Raw genomic sequence first — 22,192 nt, forward strand, 5'->3', positions numbered from 1 at the left:
CGCCCCGCCCCGGCGTACGCGCCGCAAGGAGGCGCGCCCGGGCGAGCTGCTCGAGGCCGCGCTGGACCTGTTCGTCGAAAAAGGCTTTGCCGCCACGCGCTCGGAGGAGGTCGCGGCGCGCGCCGGCGTCTCCAAGGGCACGCTGTTCCTCTATTTCCCGACCAAGGAGGAGCTGTTCAAGGCCGTGGTGCGCGAGAACATCGCGGGCCGGGTGCTCGAAGGGGCGAACGAGGCGGCCGGCTTCAGCGGCCCGACCGGCGAGCTGCTGGCCCATCTGATGCAACAATGGTGGGCGCGCTTCGGCGCCACCAAGGCCTCGGGCATCGCCAAGCTCATCATGAGCGAGGCCAGCAATTTCCCCGAGCTGGCGCGCTTCTACCAGGACGAGGTGGTCACCCCCTGCCAGGAGCTCGTGGGCTCGGTGCTGCAGCGCGGCATGGACCGCGGCGAGTTCCGCGCGCTCGATCTGCCCCACGCCATCTACACGGTGATGGCCCCGCTGATCTTCCTCGTGATGTGGAAGCACTCCATGGGGCCCTGCTGCCCCCCGGCCAACGCGATCGAGCCCGAGAAATTCATCGCCCAACATGCCGACGTGATCGTGCGCGGCATGCTCAGGCAGGGCCAGTCGGCCCGGTAAAATTTGCCCAGAACCGCACAACATACCGGTAGGAGTATAAAAATGGACCTGGAACAGGCCCGATTCAACATGATCGAGCAGCAAATCCGCCCCTGGGAGGTGCTCGATCCCCAGGTGCTGCAGCTGCTGTCGGTGGTCAAGCGCGAAGACTTCGTGCCGCTGGCGCACCGGGCCCTGGCCTTCGTCGACATGGAGATCCCGCTGCGGGGCGGCGGCGCCCAGGGCCAGGTGATGCTGGCGCCGCGCGTCGAGGCCCGCCTGCTGCAGGACCTGAACGTGCAGCCGCATGAAAAGGTGCTCGAGATCGGCGCCGGCTCGGGCTACATGGCCGCCCTGCTGGCGCACCGCGCCCAGCGCGTGGTCACGCTGGAGATCCAGTCCGAGTTGGCCCGCATGGCGCGCGCCAACCTGCAGCGCGCCGGCATCCACAACGTCGAGGTGCGCGAGGCCGACGGGGCCCAGGTCGCCCAGGCCGACGGCCCGTTCGACGTGATCCTGCTCAGCGGCTCGGTGGCCGAGCTGCCGCAGTTCCTGCTCGATCAGCTCACGCTCGGCGGACGCCTGGCCGCCATCGTCGGCGACGAGCCCATGATGCGCGCCACCCTGGCCACGCGCACCGGCGACAAGGCCTGGTCCACCGCCCAGCCCTGGGACACGGTGGCGCCTCGCCTGCTGAACTTCGCCGAGCATTCGCGCTTCCACTTCTGAACCCCGCGTTCTTGGAGCCCCTTCGATGATCGACCAGGTTTCCCCCCAGGCCCTGGCGGCCTGGGGACAGGCCATGCAGGCGCATGGCCACCCCCTGCTGCTGGATGTGCGCGAGCCCTGGGAGCTGCAGACGGCCAGCGTCAAGGCCGAAGGCTTCGAGTTGCTGGCCCTGCCCATGCACAGCATCCCGCCGCGGCTGGCCGAGCTCGACCCCGCGCGTCCTGTCGCCTGCCTGTGCCATCATGGCCGGCGCAGCCTGCAGGTCGCGGCCTTCCTGGTGCACCACGGTTTCGCCCATGTGGCCAATGTCGCGGGCGGCATAGATGCCTGGTCGCTGGAGCTCGACGCCACGGTGCCGCGCTACTGAACCCACTGCGCCCGACTCCCGGGAGGATTCCATGACAACAATGCCCCGCCGCCTGCCTCTCACCCTGGCCCTGGCGGCCCTGTTTGCGCTGCCCGCACAGGCCCAGAGCCTGGTCGAGCTCTACGAGTCGGCGCGCGGCTTCGATGCCAGCTACCAGTCGGCCCGCGCCCAGTACGAGGCCAACCTGGCCAAGGCGGCACAGACGCGCGCCGGGCTGCTGCCCACGGCCAACCTGGCGGCGAACGCGGCGCGCACCAACCAGGACAACCTGAGCACTGGCGCCGAGCGCGAGTTCGACACCCGCACGGCCTCAGTCACCGCCTCGCAGCCGCTGTACCGCCCGGCCAACCTCGCGACCGCCGAGCAGGGTGACCGGCAGATCGAGCAGGCGCGGGCCCAGCTGCAGACCGCCGAGCAGGACCTGATCGTGCGCGTGAGCCAGGCCTATTTCGACGTGCTGGGCGCGCAGGACAGCCTGACCTTTGTGCAGGCGCAGAAGGCTGCCGTGGCCGAACAGCTGGCGGCGGCCAAGCGCAACTTCGAGGTCGGCACGGCCACCATCACCGACACCCGCGAGGCCCAGGCGCGCTACGACCTGGTGCTGGCCCAGGAGATCGCGGCCGAGAACGACCTGCGCGTCAAGAAGCTGGCCCTGGACCAGCTGGTCGGCCAGACCGGCACCCAGCCCCGGCCGCTGGCCCTGCCGGCCACGCTGCCGGCGCTGCAGCCAGAGGATGTCAACACCTGGGTGCAGCAGGCCGGCGAAGGCCACCCGGGCGTGCAGCAGCAGCGGCTGGCGCTGGACATCGCGCGGCTGGAGACGCGCAAGGCCGAAGCCGGCCACAAGCCCACGCTGGACCTCACGGCCAGCTACGGCCGCACGCGCTTCCACAACCCCGTGTCGACCACCACCCAGCCCAACACCAACACCACCACGCTGGGCCTGGCCTTCAACCTGCCGCTGTTCGCCGGCTTCGCCACGCAGAACCGTGTGCGGGAAACCCTGGCCCTGGAGGACAAGGCGCGCGCCGACCTCGACGCCACCCAGCGCAACGTGGCCCAGGGCACGCGCAGCGCTTTCTTCGGCGTGCAGTCCGGCCTGGGCCAGGTCAAGGCCCTGGAGGCGGCCGAGGCCTCGAGCCAGAGCGCGCTGGACGCCAACAAGCTCGGCTACCAGGTCGGGGTGCGCATCAACATCGACGTGCTCAACAGCCAGAGCCAGCTCTACCAGACCAAGCGCGACCTGGCCAAGGCGCGCTACGACGTGCTGGTCGGCGGGCTCAAGCTGCGCCAGGCCAACGGCACGCTCAAGCCCGGGGACCTGCAGGCGGTCAACGCCCTGCTCGGCAAGTAACTCAGGCCGCGGCCTGGTCCAGCAGCGCCAACAAGGCCTGGGCGGTCTTGGCGGCCGCCCCGCGGTGCGCCGCGGCAAAGGCCGTGGCCGCCGCCTGCGCGGCCTGGTGACGCGGCGCATCCCCCAGCAGGGCCAATGCTGCCTCGCGCGCCGCCGCCATGTCGGCCACCTGCCAGGCCGCGCCTGCGGACCTGGCGAGTTCGGCGGCTTCGGCGAAATTGAAAGTGTGCGGACCCATGATCACCGGGCAGCCGCAGGCCGCCGCCTCGATCAGGTTCTGCCCGCCCAGCGGCGCGAAGCTGCCGCCCAGCAGCGCCAGCTCGGCCAGGCCGTAGTAGAGCGCCATCTCGCCCAGGCTGTCGCCCAGCCAGACATCGGCCTCGGCCGGCGACTCGCCCCAGGCGCTGCGCCGCGCCAGGCTCAGCCCCTGCTGCGCCACCAGCTGCGCCACCTCGTCGAAGCGCTGCGGATGGCGCGGCACGATCAGCAGTTGCACCGACTGGCCAGCCGCCCGAAACTGCTCCAGGAACAGCGCCTCCTCGCCCTCGCGCGAGCTCGCGAACATCACGACCGGCCGCTGGCCGCGCGCGCGCCAGGCCCGCCCCTGCGCCAGCTGCCCGGCATCGGGCGTGGCGTCGAACTTGAGATTGCCGAACACGCCGGCCAGCGGCGCGCCGAGCAGACGCAGGCGCTGGGCGTCGGCCTCGGTCTGCGCCCAGACCGCGGCCAGCGCAGCGTAGGCTGGGCCCGACAGCGGCGCCAGGCGCTGCGCACCGGCCAGCGAGCGCGCGTTCAGCCTGGCGTTGGCCAGCATCAGCGGCAGGCCGCGCTGGCGGCAGGCCGCCACCAGATTGGGCCAGACCTCGGTTTCCATGAGGACCCCGACGGCCGGCCGGAAATGGTCGAGGAAGCGCCGCACGGCCTCGGGCGTGTCCCAGGGCTGCCAGACCTGCAGGTCGCCGGGCTGCAGCAGCTTCTCGCCCTCGGCCCGGCCGGTCGCCGTGCCGTGGGTCAGCAGCAGTCGCAGGCCCGGCCGCTGGCGCCGCAGCTCGGCCAGCAGGATGGCCGCGGCGCGCGTCTCGCCCAGCGAGACCGCGTGGATCCACAGGCGGCCACCGGCGTCGCGCGGCAGGCTGTAGCGGCCGAAGCGCTCCTCCACCGCCAGCGCGTAGCCGGGCTCGGCGACGGCGCGGCGCGCCAACTTGCGGCGCAGCAGGGGCTGGGCCAGCCGCAAGGCCAGCGAGTAGAGGGCGCGGATCACGGGCCTGGGCTTCAGTGGGCCGCTTCGGCGAAGCGCGCGTCGGGCTTGACGCTGCGCAGCAGGGCCAGCATGTCGGCCTCGATGCGCTGCAGGGCCTCGGCCGTGTGGCCCTCGAAGCGCAGCACCAGCACCGGCGTGGTGTTGGAGGCGCGGATCAGGCCGAAGCCGTCGGGCCAGTCCACGCGCAGGCCGTCGATGTCCGACACTTGCGCCGGCGCTTTGAAGGCCTGGGGCGCCTTGGCCTGCAGTGCGGCCGTGACGCGGTGCGGCTCGCCCTCCTCGCAGGCCACGTTGAGCTCGGGCGTGGAAAAGCTGGTGGGCAGGGCGTGCAGCACGGCGTTGGCGTCGGGGCTGCGGCTCAGGATCTCGAGCAGGCGGCAGCCCGCGTAGGTGCCGTCGTCGAAGCCGTACCAGCGCTCCTTGAAGAAGATGTGGCCGCTCATCTCGCCGCCCAGCGGCGCGGCCAGTCCGGCCGCCTCTAGGGCCTTCATTTTGGCCTTGATCAGCGAATGCCCGGTCTTGTACATCAGGGCCTTGCCGCCGGCCGCCGCTATCGCCGGCGCCAGGCGCTGCGAGCATTTGACGTCGAACAGGATGGTGCCGCCGGGCACGCGCGAGAGCACGTCCTGCGCGAACAGCATCATCTGGCGGTCCGGGTAGATGTTGTGGCCGTCCTTCGTCACGATGCCGAGGCGGTCGCCGTCGCCGTCGAAGGCCAGGCCCAGCTCGGCCCCGGTCTCGCGCAAGGCGGCGATCAGGTCGCGCAGGTTCTCGGGCTTGCTCGGATCGGGGTGGTGGTTGGGGAAATTGCCGTCGACCTCGCTGTAGAGCTCGACCACCTCGCAGCCCAGGGCGCGCAGGATGGCCGGGGCCGAGGCGCCGGCGACGCCGTTGCCCGAGTCGACCACGATCTTCATGGGCCGCGCCAGCTTGGCGTCGGCCACGATGCGGTCGCGGTAAGGCGCGAACACGTTGACGTTCCTGACCTGTCCACCGCCGGCCAGGGTCCAGCTTTCCTGCTCCATCATGCGGCGCAGGGCCTGGATCTCCTCGCCGTAGATGGCGCGCCCGCCCATCACCATCTTGAAGCCGTTGTAGTCCCTGGGGTTGTGGCTGCCCGTGACCTGGATGCCGCTGCTGCACAGGGTGCTGGCCGCGAAATACAGCATGGGCGTGGTGCACAGGCCCAGGTCGATCACCTCGATGCCGGCCGCCACCAGGCCGCGCACCAGGGCCGCGCTCAGCGCCGGCCCGCTCAGGCGCCCGTCGCGGCCCACCGCCACCTGGTTCTCGCCCTCGGCCCGCGCGATGCTGCCGAAGGCCCGGCCCAGCCCCTCGGCCAGCGCCTCGTCCAGCGTGGACGGCCAGATGCCGCGTATGTCGTAGGCCTTGAAGATGGCGGCGGAAACCTGCATGAACATGTACTCCCGGTCTGTCGCTTTACACTGCGGCGATTGTAGGTGCCCACCTGCGGCCCGCTGCCGCGCTGGCCCGGTACGAACCCGCCATGAAATTCAATCTCCCTCTCGTGCACTGCCGCTGGACCAGCCCGCTCGGACCCATGCTGCTCGCGGCCTCCGCGCGCGGCCTGGCAGGCGCCTGGTTCGTCCACGGCCAGCGCGACACGCCCGACCCCGCCGTCTGGCCCGAGGCGGCCGAGCATCCGGTGCTGCGCGCGGCCGCGGATCAGCTCGAGGCCTATTTCGCGGGCCGGCGCCGCAGCTTCGAGCTGCCGCTGGACCTGGGTCATGGCACGGCCTTCCAGCAGGCGGTCTGGCAGGCGCTGCTGGCCATCTCCTGCGGGCAGGCCACGAGCTACGGCGTGCTGGCGCGCCGGATCGGCCGGCCCCGCGCCGTGCGCGCGCTCGGCGCGGCCGTGGGCAGCAACCCGGTCAGCATCATCGTGCCCTGCCACCGCGTGCTGGGCGCAGACGGCTCGCTGACCGGTTACGCCGGCGGCCTGGCGCGCAAGACGGCGCTGCTGCAACTCGAGGGCGTGCTGCCGGCAGCGCTGGACCTCGCATGAGCGCCGCGCCGGCCCGTCCCTGGCTCGCCGACTTCGTGCTGCTGGCCGCCCTGTGGGGCGCCTCCTTCCTGTTCATGCGCCTGGCCACCGTGGAGTTCGGCGCCCTGCCGACGGCCTGGCTGCGCGTGGCCGTCGCCTCGCTGTTCTTGCTGCCGCTGCTGCTGGTGCGCCGCCAGGCCGCGCAGATGCACCAGCACTGGAAACCGCTGCTGCTGGTCGGCCTGCTCAACTCGGGCATCCCCTTCGCCTGCTATGCCTTCGCCCTGGCCTACATCACGACCGGGCTGTCGGCCATCCTCAACGCCACGGTGCCGCTGTTCGGCGCCCTGGTCGCCTGGTTCTGGCTCAAGGACCGGCCCAGCGGCTCGCGCAGCCTGGGCTTGGGCCTGGGCTTCGTCGGCGTGGCCCTGCTGGCCTCGGACCAGGCCGGCTTCCGGCCGGCCGCCGAGGCCTCGGGTCGCTGGCTGCCGGTGCTGGCCGTGGGCGCCTGCCTGCTCGCCACGCTGTGCTACGGCATCGCCGCCAACTACACCAAGCGCCACCTGTCGGGCCTGCCGCCGCTGGTCACGGCCACCGGCAGCCAGATCGGCGCCACGCTGGGCCTGGCCCTGCCCGCGCTGTGGCAATGGCCGGCCCGGCTGCCCGGCACCAGCGCCTGGCTGGCCCTGCTGGCGGCCGGCGTGCTCTGCACCGGCCTGGCCTATCTGCTGTTCTTCCGCCTGATCGAGAACGCCGGCCCGGCCCGCGCCCTGGCCGTGACCTTCGTGATCCCGCTGTTCGCCCTGGTCTACGGCGTGCTGTTGCTGGGCGAGACTGTGACGCCCTGGATGGCCGGCTGCGGCCTCGTGGTCCTGTGCGGCACGGCACTGGCCACGGGCTCGCTCAAGCCCAAGCGCGCCCCGGTTTGACAAGGCCGCGGCGCGCCCGCAGCATGGACGGGTGCGCGCCACGCCAGGGCGCACGCCTGTCTCAGGAGGGCATCCCATGCGCGTCGGCATCCCCAGGGAGATCAAGATCCACGAATACCGCGTGGGCGCCACGCCCGAAGGCGTGCGCGAGCTGGTGGCGCACGGCCACCAGGTCCTCGTGGAGCAAGGCGCGGGCGCCGCGATCGGCCTGGACGACGCGCAGTACCGCGCCGCCGGCGCCGAGATCGTAGGCACGGCGGCCGAGCTGTTCGCCCGCGCCGAGCTGATCGTCAAGGTCAAGGAGCCACAGCCGCAGGAATACCCGCTGCTGCGCCCGCAGCAGTTGCTGTTCACCTACCTGCACCTGGCGGCCGAGCCTGCGCTGGCGCAGCGCCTGTGCGACGCGGGCGTGACCGCGATCGCCTACGAGACCGTGACCGCGTCCGACGGCGGCCTGCCGCTGCTCGCGCCCATGAGCGAGGTGGCGGGCCGCATGGCCATCCAGGCCGGCGCGGCCTGCCTGGAAAAGCCGCGCGGAGGCGCCGGCGTGCTGCTGGCCGGCGTGCCCGGCGTGGCGCCGGCCAAGGTCGTGATCCTCGGCGCCGGCGTGGTCGGTACGAACGCCGCCGCCATGGCCCTGGGCATGGGAGCCCAGGTCACGGTGCTCAACCGCTCGGTCGCCCGCATGCGCCGGATCGACGAGCGCTTCGGCGGGCGCGTGCAGACGCGCCACGCCACGGCGGCGGCGGTCGAGGCCCTGGTGCTGGACGCCGACCTGGTGGTCGGCGCCGTGCTCGAGCCGGGGGCCGCCGCGCCCAAGCTGGTGCCGCGCGCCTGGCTGGCGCGCATGCGGCCCGGCTCGGTGCTGGTCGACGTCGCGATCGACCAGGGCGGCTGCTTCGAGAGCAGCCGCCCCACCACCCACGCCGACCCCAGCTACTTGCTCGACGGCATCGTGCACTACTGCGTGGCCAACATGCCGGGCGCGGTGGCGCGCACCGCGAGCTTCGCGCTGAGCCAGGCCACCCTGCCCTTCGTGCTGGCGCTGGCCGACCAGGGCGGCGCCCAGGCCCTGGCCAACGACCCCCACCTGGCGCACGGTCTCAACGTGCAGGACGGGCGCATCGTGCACCCGGCCGTGGCGCGCGCGCTCGGCAAGCCCTGAGGGGAGTGTGAAGCATGCACCGGCCGTGAGGCCGGTCAAGTCGCGCGCGGCCCGGCGGGCAGAGCGTCGAGCGGGATGCGCAGATAGGAAATGCCGTTGTCGTCGGGCGGCGGCAACTGGCCGGCGCGCACGTTGACCTGGATAGCGGGCAGGATCAGGGCCGGCACCTCGAGTGTCGCGTCGCGCGCCTGGCGCAGGGCCACGAAGGCCTCCTCCTCGATGCCGTCGTGCACGTGGACGTTGTGCGCGCGCTGCTCGCCCACCGTGGTCTGCCACTGCGGTTCGCGCTCGCCGGGCGGGTAGTCGTGGCACATGTAGAGCCGCGTCTCGGGCGGCAGGGCCAGCAGGCGGCGCATCGAGCGGTACAGCTGTCGCGCGTCGCCACCGGGGAAGTCGGCCCGCGCGCTGCCCAGGTCGGGCATGAACAGCGTGTCGCCGACGAACACCGCGCCGTCGATCAGGTAGGCCATGTCGGCCGGCGTGTGGCCCGGCACCCACAGCGCCTGCGCCTCGACCTCGCCGATGCGGAAGCGCTCGCCGTCCTTGAACAGGTGGTCGAACTGGCTGCCGTCGGGCAGGAAGCCGCGCTCCAGATTGAACAGCTTCTTGAACCTGGCCTGGACCTCGCGGATGTGCTCACCGATCGCGATGCGCCCGCCCACCTGCTGCTGCAGCTGGCGCGCGCCCGACAGGTGGTCGGCATGGGCATGGGTCTCGAGGATCCAGTCCACGCTCAGGCCCTGCGCCTGTACGTAGGCGAGCAGCCGGTCGGCCGAGTCGGTGCGGGTGTGGCCGGACTTGGGGTCGTAGTCCAGCACCGGGTCGACGATCGCGGCGTGGCGGCCGGCGTGCTCCCAGATCACGTAGGACACGGTCCAGGTGGCTGGGTCGAAGAAGCCCTGGGTGGTGGTTTTGGCGGTCATGGCGTCTGCTCCTTTGCGTGCCAAACAGTTCATTGACACACATTATATTTTTTTGTATATTGTTGTCAAATCGAATGCCCACCATGAAACCCCGACACCTCGTCATCGACCCGCAAAGATTGCGCCAAGGCGCGGCCCAGGCCGTCGGCACCCTCAAGCTGCTGGCCAACGAAGACCGCCTGCTGCTGCTGTGCCAGCTCTCGCTGGGCGAGGCCTGCGTGAGCGAACTCGAGGAGGCACTGGACATCCGCCAGCCCACGTTGTCGCAGCAACTCGGCGTGCTGCGCAGCGAAGAGGTGGTGGCGACGCGGCGCCAGGGCAAGCACATCTTCTACAGCGTGGCCGACCCGGCGATGCTGGACATCCTGGCGGTGCTCTACCGTCTTTACTGCCCCAAGTCGGAGACTTCATGACCCTGGACTGGAATGCCTTCACCCCCTGGACGGCCTTGGCAGGTGGCCTGCTGATCGGCCTGGCCGCCGCCATGTTCGCCCTGCTCAACGGCCGCATCGCCGGCATCAGCGGCATCCTCGGCGGCCTGCTCAAGCCGACCCGCGGCGACCTGGCCTGGCGCCTGGCCTTCGTGGCCGGCCTGGTAGCGGCGCCGCTGGTCTACGCGCTGTTCACCCAGCTGCCGGCGCCACGCATCGACGCCGGCTCGGGCGCCATCGTGCTGGCCGGCCTGCTGGTCGGCGTGGGCACGCGCTACGGCTCGGGCTGCACCAGCGGCCACGGCGTCTGCGGCCTGTCGCGGCTGTCGCCGCGCTCGCTGGCCGCCACAGGCGCCTTCATGGGCGCGGGCTTTCTCACGGTCTACCTGCTGCGCCACCTGGCCGGCACCTGAGCCTGCAAAAGGAGTTCACATGGCCTCTCTGACTTCCCTGCTCGCCGGCCTGGTGTTCGGCATCGGCCTCATCGTCTCCGGCATGGCCAACCCGGCCAAGGTACTGGGCTTCCTGGACCTCGCGGGGCCTTGGGACCCTTCGCTGGCCTTCGTCATGGCAGGCGCCATCGCCGTGGGCAGCATCGCCTTCTTCCTGGCACGCAAGCGCACGGTCTCGCTGATCGGCGCCGAGATGCGCCTGCCCACGAGCCGCAGCATCGACCGTCGCCTGGTCGGCGGCAGCCTGCTGTTCGGCATCGGCTGGGGCATCGCCGGCTTCTGCCCAGGCCCCGGCCTGGTGGCGCTGGGCATGGGCGAGGCCAAGGCCCTGCTGTTCGTCGCGGCCATGCTGGCCGGCATGGGCCTGTTCGAGCTGATCGAGCGGCGCAAGCGCTGAATCGGCCGTGAGTGAATCCCCATCCTGGATGGCCGCGCTGGCCACCGCGGCCATCCTGCTGGCCTACGAGGCCGCGCTGCTGGTCGTGCAGCGCCGCCGTCCAGCCCGACTGGCCCGCACGGCCCACGCCGGCTTGCGCGAAGACTGGTTCCAAGCCGTGTCCCAGCACAAGGGCTCGGAGATCCTGGCGGTGCAGACGCTGCGCAACTCCATGATGTCCGCCACCATGGCAGCCTCGACCGCGGTGCTCGCGCTGATGGGCAGCATGACCCTTGCCGCACCCGCGCTGCACGGCAGCGCGCAGGCGGGCCAGCTGCAGCTCACGGTGCGCCTGGCGCTGGAACTGCTGCTGATGGCCATGCTGTTCGCCTCGCTGGTCTGCTCGGCCATGGCCGTGCGCTACTACAACCACGCGGGCTTCATCGCGGCCATGCCGGTCGACTCGGACACGCGGCGGCGCTGGGCCGGCACCGGCGCGGACTACCTGCGCCGCGCGGGCCTGCTCTACGGCTGGGGGCTGCGCCACCTGGTGCTGATCGCGCCGCTGCTCGCATCGCTGCTGCACCCGGCCGCCGGCCCACTGGCCGCGCTGCTGGTCGTGGCCGTAATGTACGGCTTCGATCGCTTCAACGTGCGCTGAAAGCCGAATCGTCGCACGCGCGAAGCAAAAGAAAAAGCCGTTTCAAGCTTGCACTTGAAACGGCTTTTGTTTTGGCGGAGTGGACGGGACTCGAACCCGCGACCCCCGGCGTGACAGACGGTAATTTCACAGAAATGCACCAACTTAGTGCGACGCCATGAGACGTTCCGAAATCGGATTTTTCATCATAACTTGTTGATTTAAAAAGAATTATTTATCTAGATACGTCTCAAGACGTCCGAGGCGGTATTTTTCAAGCGCGTGCAAACTGTTCCCACGGTGTTCCCACGGAAGCGTTTTTTAGGGTATTCTGTTCCCATTACGCCGGGGGTAGCGGGTTAGCCGAATCCATGGGAACAGTACCCACCCAAGCCCCTTCGAACCCCCTTCGCCGGGAGGCCTGAATGGCACTGCACCAGTTAACGGATCGAGCGGTCAAGACCGCCAAACCCATGGACAAGGAACGACTGATCGCCGATGGCGGTGGGCTGTTCCTTCGCGTACTTCCCACCGGCTTCAAGTCATGGCTGCTGGTGTACAGCTTCGATGGCAAGCGCAGCAAGCTCGCCCTCGGCAGCGCCACGGATGTATCACTCGCAGCTGCACGGGAAACCGCAGCCCATGAGCGCGCCCGCATCGCCGCAGGTGCCGATCCCCGCGTGGCACTCATGGAGCGAGAAGCCGAGCAAGCAGCACAGCGCGAAGCCTTGATTGCGGCGGAGATCCAACGCAAGCGGGAGGCCTCCACACTACAGGACATGTTCGACGCCTGGATCGCCGACGGCGTGCAGCGCGCCGATGGCAACGCGGAACTGCGCCGTACCTTCGAGAAAGACATCCTGCCCAAACTCGGCAAGCAGCCAGTCCGCTTGATCACCGACACCGAACTGCGCGACGCGCTGCGCAAAGTCGGCCGGGTCCGTGGGCGCGGCCGCACGGCGGAACGCATGCTGGTCGAGGTGCGGCAGATGTATCGCTGGGCCATCAAACGGCAGCCGTGGAAGGCCCTGCTGGTTGATGGGAATCCGGCCGAATTGGTGGAGACCAAGCAGGTGGTGCCCACCGGGTACGAACCCGTCATCCGTGAGCGCATCCTGCAGCCCGCCGAAATCCGCGAGCTGCGCAACATCTTTGCCACAACACAGGAACAGTATGAAGCTGCCGACAACCGGCGCAGCGCTGACCGCCCACTACAGCACGAAACGCAACTGGCTCTCTGGCTATGCCTCGGCACGGCATGCCGCATCGGCGAACTGCTGATGGCCCGCTGGGAACACGTCGACCTCGACGCGGGCACCTGGTTCGTGCCGCGTGAGAACACCAAGACACGCGTGGACTGGCAGGTCTACCTGTCGGACTTCGCGCTGCGCCATTTCAAGGCCCTTCACGAAATCACTGGCACGGGCGACGACAAAAGTGAATGGTGCTTCCCCGCCCGCCACCAAAAGGGACACATCAACGTCAAGACCGTGTCCAAGCAGGTCGGCGATCGGCAAATGCGGTTCAAGAACCGCAAGCCGCTCAAGAACCGACGCAATGACGACACCCTGGTCCTATCCAAGGGGGAGAACGGCGAATGGACGCCGCACGACCTGCGCCGTACTGCAGCCACGATGATGCAGGCGTTGGGCGTGGGCCTGGACGTCATCGACCGCTGCCAGAACCACGTAATGCCCGGCAGCAAGGTCCGTCGGCATTACATGCACCACGACTATGCCGACGAGAAGCGCGACGCCTGGCGCAAGCTCGGCGAGCGCATCGATGCGATTCTGGCCGAAGCCTGATTGCCGCCCGGCCGTTGCGAGCGCCCTGCCCTCGCCAACGATTCGGACGGCTGCATCTTTGACCCAGCATTTTTGTCATCGAATCGGCCAGGCGCACGATATCCACCAGGATCATCTATCCAAGCTTGAAGCGCCTTCGGCGTCCAGCCGCAGGCCCGTCCCCCCAAGTGCACGGGCGCGGGGAAGATGCCGTCTGCGATGCGACGGTACACGGTCGCCCGGCTCAAAGCCGTGATGCGCATTACGTCGGCGATGCGGAAGAAAGCGGGCGCGGCGGTCATTGCTTTTGAGGCGTCAATACCGGACCTTTCGCTTCCCCCGGATTCGTTGATAGACATGCAGAGTCCTCCTGAGAACATCAGGCTCACAGCTTGCCGTGGCGCCCCTCGGACGGCCACCTGTCGTGGCGTATTGAGGCGTAACACAGGCCTGCAGCAATTGACTGACGAAACGGTTATTCCATGAGACAAATGAAGCCCAAGAGAGGACTCGACGCTCCAGCGAGAAGCTGAATGGTCTTTTCTCGCAGTTCCTGCCGGTGGTTGGCGGCCAAGCGTAGTCGACCCGCAGCAAGTGCGGCGGCGAACTCCAACGCTGCTGCACCGTACGCGTGCCCGTGCCGCGTGAACAGCTTCAGGAGAAACTCCTTCATCAAGCGGCTAAGATGAGGGCTGGATGAATAGTCCAGCTCTGAAGGATGGGCCGCCCTTAGGATGCACGCCTGCAGGAGGTTGTCGTTGAACCTGAGGAAGTTCTCTGGCGAGAGCACGACCGATTCGTACCCCGTCGGCTTGAGTTGATTCGTTGGATTGGCGAGGTCTCTTGCGGCTTGCAGGACTGACGCAACCGTCGCATACGTTGTGCTGACCGGCACTTGGTCCAAGCGGCCGTCGAAGACCTTTCCGAAGAACACAAATCCATCAGTGAGGCCCAACGGAGCACCGGCGTTGGTTGGGAGGAATCCGCCGAACGCGCCTTGCACCAACTGAATTGCCTGTTGAACCGAGCTCTCAAGCACAGATGAGTCGACACCGGCAATCGAGAGGCTTCTGACCTGCGCTGCTGCCGCCAGGTCACTATAAGCCTGCCATGCACTCGTTGTGCCATCCGAGCCAATGGGAAGCACAAGCCAAGCGGAGAACCCGTAGTCTCTTGAGCTAGCGTTTTTCACGAGAAACTGCTGAAGCCTTTGCCAAGTCTCTTCGCTCTGAGGTAGTCCCAAGCCCGCGAGGAAGTGACGAGGCACATGAGGCTTCAGGAACTCTCGCAAGTCCCGACTGATTTCCCGCAGCAGACCGCCGTCCCCTGCAACGGCCTGCACGACCAGCACGCCATTCGAAGACTTCAGCGTCGTTGGTGAGAGGTCCGCATACGCGGTAACCGTGGGTCGCGTGATGGAATCTTTGGCGGCGTGAAGCTTGGTTGCTGCGATGTCAGCGAGGTTCTTGGACCCGACGTCATCCGCGTGAATGACGTGGTCGATGGCCACTGCTACGCGCCAAGAAATCTCGGCGTTCAGCCAGTGATGCAGCTGCGGGTTGTTGCCCGCCACGGAGCTATCCATGCACACCAGCCGAGAAGTGGAACTACCACGGGGCGTCGAATTGAGGTTCAGCACACCTCCAATGCCCAACTCCTCAAGGAAGTCGTGGAGACGCTTCGGCGCGTGCGGCTGCCCAAGCGTGACTGCGCGCGGCGGCTTCGCCTTGGAGGAGAAATGCTCGCCGAACAGCTCTATCTGTGTCTCAGTGCCATCAACTAGCTGCTTCCTGTAAGACGGGTCCACGTCGTCGAGTGCGACCAAAACCTTTTCATAGCGGCCAGTGCGACTAGCGTCAATGAGCGTCATGAGACGCTCGGCCTCGAAGCCTTGCTCGTCGCGAAGCGTACGGGCCATGCCGCCGCTGGTCGACGCTGAGATGACGACACAGTAAGGTTCAGTGGGAGGCGACAGTTCAGACAGCTCTTCATAGGAGTGGAAGCTGTGCACGCTGGCGGTGCTCCCTGCAAAGGTCAGGGCCTCGCGAACGAGCGAGTAGATGCCCATGGTGTCGATGTAGACCTGCGTGAGGCCTGCCTCTCGCAAGGCTGGCAGCTCACAGGCTAAGTAGGCACTTTCATAAATATACGCACGTATATTTCTTGACCGTTCCGACCGCATATGGCATTTTTGGCAGCACCCTTCGAGGAGGATCTGCTGATGCCAAGAAAAAGCCCATTCCATATCGAACTGTCGGCCGATGAGCAGGCCGAGTTGAGTCGGCGGGCGGCCAAATATACGTTGCCTTACTTCGAAGTCATTCGCGCCAAGATGATCCTGATGGCCGCTGCCGGTATCGACAACGACGAAATCGCCGCGCGCCTGGACACGCGCCGCGAGGTGGTCAGCCAGTGGCGCCAGCGCTTCTTTCGGGAGCGATTGGCGGGCCTCGAAGAGCGAGCCCGCCCGGGACGCCCCCGGGTCTTTTCCCCCACAGCTCACCGTTGAGATCAAGGCGCTGGCCTGCGAGCTGCCGGCCACGCTGGGCGTGCCGCTGTCGCGCCTGAGCGTGGCTGATGTAGCACGCCATGCGCAACGCACGGGCCTGGTGGCGCGCATCAGTGACAGTACGGTGTGGCGCTGGTTGCACGAGGATGCGATCCGGCCGTGGCAGCACCGCTGCTGGATATTTCCCCGCGACCCTGACTTCCAGGCCAAGGCAGCGCGCATTCTGGACCTCTACGCACGCTGCTGGCAGGGCCAGGCGTTGCGCAAGGACGAGTTCGTCATCTCCACCGACGAGAAGACCAGCATCCAGGCGCGCGTGCGCGTGCATCCGAGCTTGCCCGGCCGTCCCGGCGAAGCGATGCGCGTGGAGCACGAGTACGAGCGCCGCGGCGCCTGGGCCTACCTGGCCGCCCTGGATGTGCACCGCGCCAAGGTGTTCGGTCGCTGCGAGACGACCACCGGCATCGCGCCATTCGAGCGCCTGGTCGATCAGGTCATGAGCCAGTGGCCGTACAACCAGGCACGCCGGGTGTTCTGGATCATGGACAACGGCTCGTCTCATCGCGGCGAGGCCTGCGTGCGGCGCCTGACCCAGGCCCATCCGCGATTGGTACCCGTCCACGCACCGGTGCACGCGAGCTGGCTCAACCAGATCGAGATCTACTTCTCCATCGTGCAGCGCAAGGCGCTCACGCCCAACGACTTCACTTGCCTGCAGGCGGTTGCTGATCGGCTGGAAGACTTCGAGCGCTACTACGAGAGCATCGCCCATCCGTTCGAGTGGAAGTTCACCCGAGCCGACCTCAACGCGCTGATGGCGCGTATGCGCTCTCGCTACGCTGAAACTCAACACCCGAAACTCGCGGCTTGAACAATACGTGTGCGAACTTCTGAACCGGACTACTAAGCATCTGCTAACGAAGGCAAGCTCTGCTTCGCTGGTTGCCAGCTCGCGCGCTTGAACGAACAGCTTGTTGACCGTCTTGGACGGATGTTTGAAGACATGTCCGGCCGGAGCAACCTGCACTACAGGGTTGTTCATCACCAAGGCCTTGAGTCCCTGGTTGACGAACGACTGCAGCGGTAAGCTGAAGGGTGCGTGACTGGACGCTCCCTGCGTGTGTGCCAAGTTCAATCCAGTGCTTGGATTCCAGGTCGCGAAGTAATAGCCCTTGACGAAGGGGGTTCCCTTGTGTACGCCCCTTTGCTGGAAGACCTGTTGCTGTCCTGAAGTCTGTGTCCAGTACTGATGCAGCGTCCCGAGGTGTGGCGCATCGGCGATGATGAGGACGCAGTCGGGTAGCGATTGAACGCCTTGAAGCGACGTCGCCAGCTCGTCGAAGAAGTCAAGGCCGCTGATGGGACGCTTTGTGTCAAAGAAGACACACAGCGCCTCCAGGTCATACCCCGACGACGTGCAGGTGCCGCTGGCAGAGAACGAGTACGCCTTGCGCATCATCGTCTGATGGGAAGAAGCAGAGAAACGACTGAGCCAACGGCCGGTGCAAGGTCCCGGGCAGCCCAATCGTCGAATTCAAACAAGTCTCGCTCCTCGCCAGGCGTGAATGCATTGAAGAGGTTCAGGCGACCAGACCGAATGGTCATCAGCCCACCGACCTCCCGAAGTGCTTCGAGCACGTCAGGCAAGCCGTTGCCGGCGCCGGCCTCGTTCTTTGTCGAAGCGTTCTTCTTCAGGCTGTCCAGCAGCGCCTTGCGCTCATCTTCGGGCGACAGGCCCGAAAGAATCTTGCCTGTAGTTCTGCTTGCAAAACCTGGTCCGGTGTCAAAGAAGCTGAGCTGCAAGCACCGCAGCGCTGTAGTGGCGCCAGCACGGACCGGCGCCTGCTCGCGTTCCCAGAACTCCTTCAAGCGCGGATGACCTGCGAAATCCCCTTTGAAGGACTCTTCGAGCATTTCCTGCCAGCTGATGATAAGCCCCTCGACGTGCTCCAAATACGGTTGCCCGGCATGGTCGCGAGTCGCGTGCTCCTGTGTGTTCTTCATCAGCTCAGATGCGAACACTGCACAGGACTTGAGGAACGTGTGCGGTATGTGATCTGCGTCCGATTTCGCAACGAAGTCGCTGAGCGCTCTGAGAACTAGAAACATTCCCTCCTTGCGCTTGACAGCACGCGTGTTGCGAACCGTGAACAACGGCCTAAGGTATTGGACCTTCGAGCCACTGACGCACGTGAAGTCAATCGTCCGTCCCCTAATGATGCGTCCCCAAAGAAGCTGATCAGTCCAGGCCATCTTCTCGGCTGCTGGCTCTAGCGCTGCTCTCCTGGGAATGAACTGTTCACCAACGGTGATTCCTTCGCATAGGCGCAGCGCTGCAATGCCTGGGGCGTAGTCGCAGAGCTCCCCAAGAATCGACTGAACCTGGTTGGCAGCGTGGTATTGGAGGCGTCGTTCCTTTGCCAGACGCGCCCAGGTGGCGAGAAGTTGCAAGCGAGCAGCGTCGTGCAGGGCACCTTTGCGCCGTCCGACGAAATCCTTGTTGACCTGCAATGGGGCGCCGCCGCTCGCCACAACGCGATGCATTGACTGCTCGATGCTTTCGAGCGTCCAACCATCAGCAAGGATAAGCGGGTCCATGCGGGCTCCTCGTCACCTTTCTCGAATTGGTCAGCCGGCCTCGGACATGGACCTTGCAATAAGCTCGCGAACTTTGGGTTCGGGTTTCCAGTAGTTGGGGCCTTTCAGGAATTTCCCGTTCTGGTCGTAGATGGGGTTGCCATCTTCCCCCAACTTGCTTTCGTTGCTGTCCATGATGACGTCCAAGACCTCCTCAAGGGGCAAGCCGTACTTGAGCGCCTCGGAGCGACAGTAAACGATGATGTCACCCAGCAGGTCGGCGATAGCGACTGCCACATCAAGCTTGGACGCCCCGGACTTCGCCATGGCGACGATGTCGTCTACCTCATGCACTTCGTCCATCAAGGTCGCTTTGAACTTGACCAGGCGGCCGGCGACATCGTCTGGAACGTTCGGGGTGTCGTAGGCAGCCAAGCGGTACATCGCGTTCATCGCGGCAATGCGGTCGGCAAAAGTGGAAGTCATGGGATCCTGCGGCTCTGGGTTAGGTACTACCCCGCGAGGATAACGGAATGTAGGGATGCGTTGCCGTTTTAGAAGGCAGCACCCCCTTTCTAGAAGCCGCAGTGATATCCGTACGGTGCAGAAGCTTCTGGGAGGGCAACCTCGATCAGCCTGCCATGGTCTTCCCACTTCGACGTCACGCCAGGAAGTCCTCCAGAGCCGCCGCCTGCTTTTTAAAGTCCGCCGGCCGACGCTGGCTGAAGGTCTGCAGGTTGCCCACCTTCCATCGCAACGCTGGTAGCTCGAAAGCATGCGGACATTGCAGCAAGGTCCAGTCGGGCTGTGCGCGGACCAGGCCGACCAGAAACTGCCTCTGGTTCGCCGTCAGCCGTTGCGGAAGTTCCTCTCGCAGCCTGGCCCGTGTCTCCAGCAGAGCATCGAGCCCAACCGGCTCGATGGTCATGCCCGCGAAGTTCTGATGGTACTCATGGGCGATGTCTTTTTCATTGCCGAACAGTACTTCGTGGGTAGGCCGGTTGTGTCCGGCCAGGTAGGTCACGAAGCATTCCACGGCCGCGTCCGACAAGTCCCCGGATTCGAACATCTGCAACACGTCAAACAAGTCACGGGGATGCTGGCGATCCATGGCCGCGACCAGCTTGCTGCCATAAAGCTCCGCAGGTGCCAGAACTGGCAGTTCCAGCGCCATGCTGAACAGGCCGGCGGTCTTCGGGCTCAATGGATAGCGCTCGACCGGGAGGACCGTGCCACGAAAAACCACGTTGACTTCGACCTTGACCTGGGCTTCGGCGTTCTCGATCAGCAGCTTGGTGTCGCCGAGTTCTTTGGAGGAGACCTTGCGCGTGGTCAGTCCCAACTGGACCAACCGACCGGCAATGGCGTCGAGCTCATTGCTGATGGCTTTCAATGCCTGCTCGCGCGGGGTCTGCCAGGGTGTGTAGACCACGTCGATATCGACCGAGAGGCGCGGCATGTCCTGCACGAACAGGTTGATGGCGGTTCCGCCCTTCATGGCGAAGATGTCGTTGGCAAACACATCGGGCGCTGCGGTCAGCAGCAGGCGAACCGTGTCGGCGTAGGCTTTATCCATGGGGTTTCAGGCTCAACAGGTTGCCATCTTTCATGCGAGTGATCCAGCGCTTGTCGCTGCCGACGGGCAACGTGTACTGGTGCTGCAGGGCATCCACGTCGACCACGCCGGTTTCGCGAGCCCAGGTCAAGAACAGGCGGACGGCCTTGATGCTGGTGCAGGACTGCAACAGCTCGCCCAGAACATCCTTGCGCAAGTTGCGCAGGCCATCGAACAGGTTGCGCGCCTCTTCCAGACCCTGGTGCGTACCCACCTCGTAAAGCAGTTCGAGGACTGCACGTTCGGGGACCGATACGCGCAAGCCCTCAGACACGCCGGGCGGCGTTGTCACGCTATTGTCGGCCAGGGTGCTGTCCGGCCAGCTGAACAATCTGGCAGCCACATAGCGCGATGGAAATCGTGAGGTGAACCACGCTGGCAGCGCAAATCGAACATCGCCCCACAGCACCAACGCCTCCCGCATCGCGAGGTTGTGGCGCACACCCTGGAGGGCCAACGCACTCTTACCTCCCACATGCAACCCCGTCACACGGGTTTGCAGGAACTTGATCGCACCATGCGCGTTCAGCGTGTCACCCGCAAACGCATAGACACCCTGCCCCAGTCGATCGACCCAGCCGCTTTCGGCGTAATGAGCCACCAGTTGAGCGGACACGCCGATGCGCTCCAGGGCTGCCAGATCGAACGGCATACCGCGCGGCAGGCTGGTCTGAAGCTTCTTGATTAGAGCGTGTCGTGGAGTTCTATCCATATTGGAAAAATACCACAATTTCCAATCAAGCCAAAATGTTTATCGCCTTCTCACGTGCTATTTTTAAAACGAAATACTATTTTTGCAACAAAATCCAATCAACCCATCATCACAGGGCCTGCGGTGGTCGGCACTGGCGTGCAAAAGGCGAGTCTTTTGTCCGTGGCAAAAGCCCCGTCAGCCGCCTTCCCCCACGCGTGGTCTCGGCAACTTGATCTTCAGCGCCTTGAACCCTCGATCCCGCATGATGAACGCCTCCAACATGTGCGGGATCAGCGTGACGGCATCAACAGGCTCCCCGTATGCCTGCGCATGCAGCGCGGCATAGCGCTCCAGATCAGCCTTCAATGCCGTCGTCAGCGCAATCGTCAGCTTCACCGTTTCGGTCTTGGGCAGCGGCCCCAGCCGCAGCTTACTAACGGACGTACTCATTGCGAAGACCCCCTCTGGAAGAACAGCGGCTGGTAAGGCCGCAAGATCAGATCCTTGCTCACCATCACCCGCACCGGAAACCCCGGCCGAATCGTCAGCGTCGGCTGGATGCTCATGTTCCGCTTGGTGATCTCCTGGCCAACCTGGTTCACCGTGTCCTGCACGCCCTGCCGCGCGGCAATGACAACGCGGTTGCCATCCGTCCGACTCTCTGGCGCAGCCAGCTCGGCCCCCACGCCCAGCAGCGTGGACAGCGCAGCGCCAGCGAGGATGCGGTCCCAATGCCAGTCCACTCCATCCTCCAGCCCGGCATAACCTGCCGGGTCGATCCCCGGCAAGCGGTCCAGCGCAATCGACGACGTATCCGGCAGGATCAGCCGCGTCCACACCAGCAAGACGCGCCGCTGCCCGAAAGACACCTGGCTGTCGTAGCGCCCGACCAACCGTGAGCCCTGCGGGATCAGCAAGTACCGCCCCGTCGCCGTGTCGTAGACCGCCTCCGTCACGTTGGCAATCACCTGCCCCGGCAAGTCGGAGTTGATGCCCGTCACCAGCGCAGCCGGAATGATGGTTCCCGCCATCACCTGGTAGGGCGACGCCGGCAATTGCAGACCACCCGGATTGCGCGTGGCCACATCGCCCGCATTGGCGACAAACGCCTGCTTCTGTGCCTGCAGGTTCTGAGCGGCAGTCGGATCGGTCGATGCCGTTGGCGACGAATTGGATGCCAGTGCCGACGCCAACGGATTGAACGGCTGGTTACCCGAAGCCTGTACCGATGCTGGTGCCACAGGACTGCCGGTCGCCGTTCCAGCCGAAGCCGCCTTGGCACCACCACTGCTGCGGAAGAACACCGATGCGCGCGCAGCTTCCTCGGCATCCCGCAACCGTGCCAGCCGATCCGCATGCGCCGGATCGTTGTACGCCGCCGACACGTTGGCATTGGCGTTCCGCTCCGCATGGAGAATCGCAGGCCCCAAGTCCCCGGGCAGCGGCTCACCCAGTACCGGAACCGCGGGCCTGGCCGGCGGTGGCAGCTTCGAGTAGTCCTTGGGCAGTTGGTCCAGGTTTTCCGCTCGCGAGACACGGTCCACGTTGTACAGCTCGGCCGCCGTATCCTTGGCGTGCTTGGCCGGTTGCAGCGACCACAGCGTCGCGCCCAGCACAAGGGCCGCCAGCAATCCGGCCAGAATCACCAGCATACGGCGGTTGAGCCGCACCACGGGTCGGGGCGGACTGCGCAGGGCCATGCCTTGAGGATCGGCCTTCTGCGCTCCTCGCGGTGTCTCCGCTGTTTCGGGCGCGCTCATGC

At 66.3% G+C, this 22,192-nt stretch carries 25 protein-coding genes; 14 read left to right on the forward strand and 11 right to left on the reverse strand.

Features of this window, described 5'->3' with window-relative positions:
- The 4 genes from FFS10_RS02390 to FFS10_RS02405 all read left to right on the forward strand — a co-directional run.
- Window positions 1-640: TetR/AcrR family transcriptional regulator (locus FFS10_RS02390; RefSeq protein ID WP_137891116.1), on the forward strand; the 640-nt coding region annotated here is incomplete at its 5' end.
- Between the two features lie 42 nt (window positions 641-682).
- Window positions 683-1,348, forward strand: coding sequence for a protein-L-isoaspartate O-methyltransferase family protein (locus tag FFS10_RS02395; protein WP_137891118.1), 666 nt, complete (start codon window positions 683-685; stop codon window positions 1,346-1,348).
- Between the two features lie 25 nt (window positions 1,349-1,373).
- On the forward strand, window positions 1,374-1,715 hold the full coding sequence (locus FFS10_RS02400) for a rhodanese-like domain-containing protein (protein ID WP_137891120.1): 342 nt from the start codon (window positions 1,374-1,376) through the stop codon (window positions 1,713-1,715).
- Between the two features lie 31 nt (window positions 1,716-1,746).
- Window positions 1,747-3,069: a TolC family outer membrane protein gene (locus FFS10_RS02405; RefSeq protein ID WP_137891122.1), complete on the forward strand. Its 1,323-nt coding sequence runs from the start codon at window positions 1,747-1,749 to the stop codon at window positions 3,067-3,069.
- A 1-nt stretch (window position 3,070) separates the two neighbouring features.
- On the opposite strand, the gene FFS10_RS02410 is transcribed toward FFS10_RS02405, so the two are convergent.
- Together FFS10_RS02410 and FFS10_RS02415 are read right to left on the reverse strand one after the other, a co-directional pair.
- Window positions 3,071-4,330, reverse strand: coding sequence for a 3-deoxy-D-manno-octulosonic acid transferase (locus FFS10_RS02410; protein ID WP_137891124.1), 1,260 nt, complete (start codon window positions 4,328-4,330; stop codon window positions 3,071-3,073).
- An 11-nt stretch (window positions 4,331-4,341) separates the two neighbouring features.
- Window positions 4,342-5,745, reverse strand: a complete 1,404-nt coding sequence (locus tag FFS10_RS02415; RefSeq protein WP_137891126.1) for a phosphomannomutase/phosphoglucomutase — start codon at window positions 5,743-5,745, stop codon at window positions 4,342-4,344.
- A 92-nt stretch (window positions 5,746-5,837) separates the two neighbouring features.
- On the opposite strand from FFS10_RS02415, the gene FFS10_RS02420 reads away from it, so the two are divergent.
- The 3 genes from FFS10_RS02420 (at window position 5,838) to ald (ending at window position 8,429) form a co-directional block, all read left to right on the forward strand.
- Window positions 5,838-6,356, forward strand: coding sequence for a methylated-DNA--[protein]-cysteine S-methyltransferase (locus FFS10_RS02420; RefSeq protein ID WP_137891128.1), 519 nt, complete (start codon window positions 5,838-5,840; stop codon window positions 6,354-6,356).
- A complete protein-coding gene (locus FFS10_RS02425) occupies window positions 6,353-7,264 on the forward strand; it encodes a DMT family transporter (protein ID WP_137891130.1) in 912 nt (303 codons plus the stop codon). Before FFS10_RS02420 ends, FFS10_RS02425 begins: the two co-directional genes overlap by 4 nt.
- Before the next feature lie 76 nt (window positions 7,265-7,340).
- On the forward strand, window positions 7,341-8,429 hold the full coding sequence (gene ald / locus FFS10_RS02430; RefSeq protein WP_137891132.1) for an alanine dehydrogenase: 1,089 nt from the start codon (window positions 7,341-7,343) through the stop codon (window positions 8,427-8,429).
- A gap of 35 nt (window positions 8,430-8,464) precedes the next feature.
- On the opposite strand, the gene FFS10_RS02435 is transcribed toward ald, so the two are convergent.
- A complete protein-coding gene (locus FFS10_RS02435) occupies window positions 8,465-9,352 on the reverse strand; it encodes an MBL fold metallo-hydrolase (protein ID WP_137891133.1) in 888 nt (295 codons plus the stop codon).
- A gap of 83 nt (window positions 9,353-9,435) precedes the next feature.
- Between FFS10_RS02435 and FFS10_RS02440 the strand changes: the two genes are divergently transcribed.
- From FFS10_RS02440 to FFS10_RS02460, 5 genes are all read left to right on the forward strand, one after another.
- Window positions 9,436-9,765: an ArsR/SmtB family transcription factor gene (locus FFS10_RS02440; protein ID WP_137891135.1), complete on the forward strand. Its 330-nt coding sequence runs from the start codon at window positions 9,436-9,438 to the stop codon at window positions 9,763-9,765.
- Window positions 9,762-10,196, forward strand: a complete 435-nt coding sequence (locus tag FFS10_RS02445) for a YeeE/YedE family protein (protein WP_137891137.1) — start codon at window positions 9,762-9,764, stop codon at window positions 10,194-10,196. Before FFS10_RS02440 ends, FFS10_RS02445 begins: the two co-directional genes overlap by 4 nt.
- 19 nt (window positions 10,197-10,215) lie before the next feature.
- Complete coding sequence (locus FFS10_RS02450) at window positions 10,216-10,632, forward strand: DUF6691 family protein (RefSeq protein ID WP_137891139.1); 417 nt, start codon at window positions 10,216-10,218, stop codon at window positions 10,630-10,632.
- Between the two features lie 7 nt (window positions 10,633-10,639).
- Window positions 10,640-11,272, forward strand: a complete 633-nt coding sequence (locus FFS10_RS02455; RefSeq protein ID WP_249931136.1) for a DUF599 domain-containing protein — start codon at window positions 10,640-10,642, stop codon at window positions 11,270-11,272.
- A gap of 404 nt (window positions 11,273-11,676) precedes the next feature.
- On the forward strand, window positions 11,677-13,056 hold the full coding sequence (locus FFS10_RS02460; protein ID WP_137891140.1) for a tyrosine-type recombinase/integrase: 1,380 nt from the start codon (window positions 11,677-11,679) through the stop codon (window positions 13,054-13,056).
- On the opposite strand, the gene FFS10_RS23735 is transcribed toward FFS10_RS02460, so the two are convergent.
- On the reverse strand, window positions 12,984-13,415 hold the full coding sequence (locus tag FFS10_RS23735; protein WP_349654572.1) for a helix-turn-helix transcriptional regulator: 432 nt from the start codon (window positions 13,413-13,415) through the stop codon (window positions 12,984-12,986). The genes FFS10_RS02460 and FFS10_RS23735 overlap by 73 nt on opposite strands.
- A gap of 95 nt (window positions 13,416-13,510) precedes the next feature.
- Window positions 13,511-15,103 (reverse strand): hypothetical protein, encoded by a 1,593-nt coding sequence (locus tag FFS10_RS02470; RefSeq protein WP_137891144.1) that lies wholly within the window; start codon window positions 15,101-15,103, stop codon window positions 13,511-13,513.
- Between the two features lie 114 nt (window positions 15,104-15,217).
- Between FFS10_RS02470 and FFS10_RS23120 the strand changes: the two genes are divergently transcribed.
- On the forward strand, window positions 15,218-15,544 hold the full coding sequence (locus FFS10_RS23120; protein ID WP_212744073.1) for a helix-turn-helix domain-containing protein: 327 nt from the start codon (window positions 15,218-15,220) through the stop codon (window positions 15,542-15,544).
- Window positions 15,545-15,584: 40 nt separating this feature from the next.
- Window positions 15,585-16,415 carry an IS630 family transposase gene (locus FFS10_RS02475; protein WP_249931137.1) on the forward strand — a complete coding sequence of 277 codons (831 nt, stop codon included), beginning with the start codon at window positions 15,585-15,587 and terminating at the stop codon, window positions 16,413-16,415.
- A 584-nt stretch (window positions 16,416-16,999) separates the two neighbouring features.
- Here the strand turns inward: FFS10_RS02475 and FFS10_RS02480 are convergent.
- From FFS10_RS02480 to FFS10_RS02505, 6 genes are all read right to left on the reverse strand, one after another.
- Entirely contained in the window at window positions 17,000-18,142 is a 1,143-nt protein-coding gene (locus tag FFS10_RS02480) for a hypothetical protein (protein ID WP_137891146.1), read from the reverse strand.
- 30 nt (window positions 18,143-18,172) lie between these two features.
- Window positions 18,173-18,607 carry a nucleoside triphosphate pyrophosphohydrolase family protein gene (locus tag FFS10_RS02485; RefSeq protein WP_137891148.1) on the reverse strand — a complete coding sequence of 145 codons (435 nt, stop codon included), beginning with the start codon at window positions 18,605-18,607 and terminating at the stop codon, window positions 18,173-18,175.
- A 175-nt stretch (window positions 18,608-18,782) separates the two neighbouring features.
- Window positions 18,783-19,697, reverse strand: a complete 915-nt coding sequence (locus tag FFS10_RS02490) for a nucleotidyl transferase AbiEii/AbiGii toxin family protein (protein WP_137891150.1) — start codon at window positions 19,695-19,697, stop codon at window positions 18,783-18,785.
- A complete protein-coding gene (locus tag FFS10_RS02495; RefSeq protein WP_137891151.1) occupies window positions 19,690-20,448 on the reverse strand; it encodes a type IV toxin-antitoxin system AbiEi family antitoxin in 759 nt (252 codons plus the stop codon). The genes FFS10_RS02490 and FFS10_RS02495 overlap by 8 nt, the downstream gene beginning before the upstream one ends.
- A 177-nt stretch (window positions 20,449-20,625) precedes the next feature.
- Window positions 20,626-20,880, reverse strand: a complete 255-nt coding sequence (locus tag FFS10_RS02500) for a DUF2274 domain-containing protein (RefSeq protein WP_137891153.1) — start codon at window positions 20,878-20,880, stop codon at window positions 20,626-20,628.
- Window positions 20,877-22,190 (reverse strand): TraB/TrbI/VirB10 family type IV secretion system protein, encoded by a 1,314-nt coding sequence (locus FFS10_RS02505; protein WP_137891155.1) that lies wholly within the window; start codon window positions 22,188-22,190, stop codon window positions 20,877-20,879. Before FFS10_RS02505 ends, FFS10_RS02500 begins: the two co-directional genes overlap by 4 nt.
- Window positions 22,191-22,192: the final 2 nt, after the last annotated feature.

This window comes from Ramlibacter sp. 2FC (genome assembly GCF_005503345.1).
Lineage (GTDB): Bacteria > Pseudomonadota > Gammaproteobacteria > Burkholderiales > Burkholderiaceae_C > SCMQ01.

What these genes read in the sequence shown, in the direction of transcription:
- FFS10_RS02445 (WP_137891137.1), top strand. Translation starts at nt 9,762, where the DNA reads ATGACCCTGGACTGGAATGCCTTCACCCCCTGGACGGCCTTGGCAGGT.
- FFS10_RS02425 (WP_137891130.1), top strand. Translation starts at nt 6,353, where the DNA reads ATGAGCGCCGCGCCGGCCCGTCCCTGGCTCGCCGACTTCGTGCTGCTG.
- FFS10_RS02415 (WP_137891126.1), bottom strand. Translation starts at nt 5,745, where the DNA reads ATGCAGGTTTCCGCCGCCATCTTCAAGGCCTACGACATACGCGGCATC.
- FFS10_RS02460 (WP_137891140.1), top strand. Translation starts at nt 11,677, where the DNA reads ATGGCACTGCACCAGTTAACGGATCGAGCGGTCAAGACCGCCAAACCC.
- FFS10_RS02495 (WP_137891151.1), bottom strand. Translation starts at nt 20,448, where the DNA reads ATGGATAGAACTCCACGACACGCTCTAATCAAGAAGCTTCAGACCAGC.
- FFS10_RS23735 (WP_349654572.1), bottom strand. Translation starts at nt 13,415, where the DNA reads ATGTTCTCAGGAGGACTCTGCATGTCTATCAACGAATCCGGGGGAAGC.
- FFS10_RS02470 (WP_137891144.1), bottom strand. Translation starts at nt 15,103, where the DNA reads ATGGGCATCTACTCGCTCGTTCGCGAGGCCCTGACCTTTGCAGGGAGC.
- FFS10_RS02450 (WP_137891139.1), top strand. Translation starts at nt 10,216, where the DNA reads ATGGCCTCTCTGACTTCCCTGCTCGCCGGCCTGGTGTTCGGCATCGGC.
- FFS10_RS02400 (WP_137891120.1), top strand. Translation starts at nt 1,374, where the DNA reads ATGATCGACCAGGTTTCCCCCCAGGCCCTGGCGGCCTGGGGACAGGCC.
- FFS10_RS23120 (WP_212744073.1), top strand. Translation starts at nt 15,218, where the DNA reads ATGGCATTTTTGGCAGCACCCTTCGAGGAGGATCTGCTGATGCCAAGA.
- FFS10_RS02420 (WP_137891128.1), top strand. Translation starts at nt 5,838, where the DNA reads ATGAAATTCAATCTCCCTCTCGTGCACTGCCGCTGGACCAGCCCGCTC.
- FFS10_RS02500 (WP_137891153.1), bottom strand. Translation starts at nt 20,880, where the DNA reads ATGAGTACGTCCGTTAGTAAGCTGCGGCTGGGGCCGCTGCCCAAGACC.
- FFS10_RS02435 (WP_137891133.1), bottom strand. Translation starts at nt 9,352, where the DNA reads ATGACCGCCAAAACCACCACCCAGGGCTTCTTCGACCCAGCCACCTGG.
- FFS10_RS02480 (WP_137891146.1), bottom strand. Translation starts at nt 18,142, where the DNA reads ATGGACCCGCTTATCCTTGCTGATGGTTGGACGCTCGAAAGCATCGAG.
- FFS10_RS02485 (WP_137891148.1), bottom strand. Translation starts at nt 18,607, where the DNA reads ATGACTTCCACTTTTGCCGACCGCATTGCCGCGATGAACGCGATGTAC.
- FFS10_RS02505 (WP_137891155.1), bottom strand. Translation starts at nt 22,190, where the DNA reads ATGAGCGCGCCCGAAACAGCGGAGACACCGCGAGGAGCGCAGAAGGCC.
- FFS10_RS02405 (WP_137891122.1), top strand. Translation starts at nt 1,747, where the DNA reads ATGACAACAATGCCCCGCCGCCTGCCTCTCACCCTGGCCCTGGCGGCC.
- FFS10_RS02490 (WP_137891150.1), bottom strand. Translation starts at nt 19,697, where the DNA reads ATGGATAAAGCCTACGCCGACACGGTTCGCCTGCTGCTGACCGCAGCG.
- FFS10_RS02440 (WP_137891135.1), top strand. Translation starts at nt 9,436, where the DNA reads ATGAAACCCCGACACCTCGTCATCGACCCGCAAAGATTGCGCCAAGGC.
- ald (WP_137891132.1), top strand. Translation starts at nt 7,341, where the DNA reads ATGCGCGTCGGCATCCCCAGGGAGATCAAGATCCACGAATACCGCGTG.
- FFS10_RS02395 (WP_137891118.1), top strand. Translation starts at nt 683, where the DNA reads ATGGACCTGGAACAGGCCCGATTCAACATGATCGAGCAGCAAATCCGC.